Genomic DNA, 2,666 nt, shown 5'->3' with positions numbered 1-2,666 from the left:
TCCTCTCACACAATCTTCACGTTCATATCCTCAACATATCCATTATCAAACCTAAGTAAAACCTATTTAGACATAAAAATCAAGTTTTAATCCATCGCTTGTCCACTCGTAAAACACCTATACCCATGGCTGCAGCAGCAAGTCATTCCCATCCACAACAAAAATAGAAAAAGGCGGAGACCACCTCTCCGCCTTCTGACTGTACCCGCCCCAAGGATCGACTCCTTACGGGTTAGAAAAGAGAACCTTGACGCTCTCTCCATGTATCTTATGTTCGCCATGCCACTTTGACACGAGAAACAGGGCCTATTTCCCGGAAAAAGGGCAACATCCCATTCGGGCGCTCTCCCCGGCTCATACAATACTGAAGCAATGGTTCATCGAGAAGGGAGATTGCCTCATATGGACTACACCCGGATCATGCAATCACTACTTACGGAAACGAACCCAATGCGGAACGTTCGGGCAGAGAAGCAGCGGCTGCTTACATTCCACGACCCTAATCTGTACCAGGATTGCATTAGTGAATGGAGTCGCCTTACCGGGAGAGGGTCTTTGCCGGGCTCGATCCGTATCTCACCGCTTACCCACACCATCATCGCCCCAGTCGCCCATACTACAAAGCTTGAACAAGAGTTTCGGCATGATCTGATGGTGGAGGAAGATCACCAGCTTCATATTCTCGCTATACAGGGCAGCGTTGGAACGCTAACCGGAGTCCCATGGGGGATCAAGCAAATCAAAGCCCCTCAGGCCTGGTCAATCTCGACAGGGCACCGAATCAAGATTGCTGTCATTGACACCGGCGTCGATTTTACTCATCCGGATCTGAAATACTCGTTAACCCGCGGCATTAATCTCGTTCATCGGAATATGCCCCCGCATGACGACAATGGTCATGGCACACATATTTCAGGTACCATCGCAGCTGCCAACAGCACACAAGGTATGATTGGCGTTGCACCACGCTCTGTCGTTTACCCTGTCAAAGCCTTCGATCAAAACGGGTCAGCGTTTGTGTCCGATATAATACTGGCGATCGACTGGTGTGTCCGTGCCGATATTGACATCATCAATATGAGTTTTGGCATGCAAACCCGGAGCCGGGCTTTGCTTGATATCGTCAATAAGGCTAACCAGGCCGGCGTCATCATCGTAGCTTCGTCAGGCAATGACGGCAAGCGCAGAACGGCTGATTACCCCGCCCGTTATCCTCAGACCATCTCGGTGGGTGCAACGGATCGTAATCGCAGAATCCCGGCCTTCAGCAATCGTGGGCAATTCGTGGATATTTACGCCCCCGGAGACAAAATCGTATCGGCCTGGCTTCATAACAAGTACCATGAAATGAGCGGTACCTCGATGGCCACTTCCCATGTCAGTGGAGCCATCGCTCTACTGCTTGCCCAGAAACCGGATCTGAAATTGGCTTCCATCAAAACACTTCTGCGCCGCACGTCCTCCCCCTTGAAGCTAAAAAAAGGATACAGCACCATGGATGGTGAGGTTAACGCCCTTAAGTTCTTACGTGAGGGTATGAAGCTATAATTCAGCTTATGCGATATTAAAGAGCCGCCTCTCCATCTGGAAAGGCGGCCATAGTTACCTATTGTGGGTTTGTGAACAATACTACATCTTCTCTGGAGCGGACACGCCCATGAGGCGCAGCACGTTGGCAATGACCGTGCGAACAGCGCCCAGAAGGGCAAGACGGGCTTGTGTTTGCTCTGCATCTTCCGTAATGACCCGCTCTGCTCTATAGTAGCTGTGGAATAGGGAAGCCAGCTCATACACATAACGGATAAGTCGGTGCGGAGCATAGTTCTCCGCAGCGAGTGACACCTCTTGCGGGAGTTCTCCCATTTTTCGCAAAATATCGAACTCATGCTCAGCCGTAAGTACGCTCAAGTTCACGTCAGACAGCGGTAACAGGCTTACGCCTTGCTCCTCGGCTTGACGGAATACGCTGCAAATACGCGCGTGAGCATACTGCACATAAAACACCGGGTTCTCGTTGGACGTGGATACCGCCAAATCCATATCGAAATCCAGATGCGAATCCATGCTACGCATGGTGAAGAAGTAACGGATGGCATCCACGCCCACTTCATCCATCAGATCTTCCATCGTGACCGCTTTACCGGTTCGCTTGGACATCTTCACTTTCTCGCCGTCTTGGAACAAGCTGACCATTTGGGCGATTAGCACCGTTAATTTCCCAGGATCATTCCCAAGCGCCTCCATCGCAGCCTTCATACGCGGCACATAGCCATGATGGTCTGCACCCCAGATGTTGAGCATGCGATCGTAACCCCGCTCGTATTTATTACGATGATAAGCAATGTCTGGAGTCAAGTAGGTGTACGTACCGTCATTCTTAACAAGCACACGGTCTTTATCATCACCATAATCCGTCGTACGCAGCCACACCGCATCGTCCTTGTCATACGCCTCACCCTTGGCTTTCAGCTCGTCCAATGACTTCTCAACAAGTCCGTTCTCATACAGGGAGGTCTCGCTGAACCACTCGTCAAAATGAACGCGGAATCGATTCAGATCGCGCTTGATCTTGCCCAATTCCTTCTCCAGCCCGAACTGACGGAAAAATGCCGTTCTCTCGCCCGGCTCCATGGACAGCAGCGAATCCCCCTTCTCGGCAACAAGCT

At 51.0% G+C, this 2,666-nt stretch carries 2 protein-coding genes; one reads left to right on the top strand and one right to left on the bottom strand.

Features of this window, described 5'->3' with window-relative positions; all coding sequences use genetic code 11:
* Positions 1–402 precede the first annotated feature (402 nt).
* The gene (locus ACFRAK_RS27560; RefSeq protein ID WP_394572969.1) at positions 403–1,548 is read left to right on the top strand and encodes a S8 family peptidase; all 1,146 of its coding nucleotides are present in this window, start codon (positions 403–405) and stop codon (positions 1,546–1,548) included.
* A gap of 81 nt (positions 1,549–1,629) precedes the next feature.
* On the opposite strand, the gene argS is transcribed toward ACFRAK_RS27560, so the two are convergent.
* Positions 1,630–2,666: arginine--tRNA ligase (gene argS, locus ACFRAK_RS27555; protein WP_394572968.1), on the bottom strand; the 1,037-nt coding region annotated here is incomplete at its 5' end.

The sequence above is a fragment of the Peribacillus sp. NPDC056705 genome, from assembly GCF_043656335.1.
This window is presented reverse-complemented; position numbering and strand designations above follow the sequence as displayed.

Excerpts from the sequence above, each read along its gene's own strand:
- ACFRAK_RS27560 (WP_394572969.1), top strand. The coding sequence starts at position 403 with ATGGACTACACCCGGATCATGCAATCACTACTTACGGAAACGAACCCA.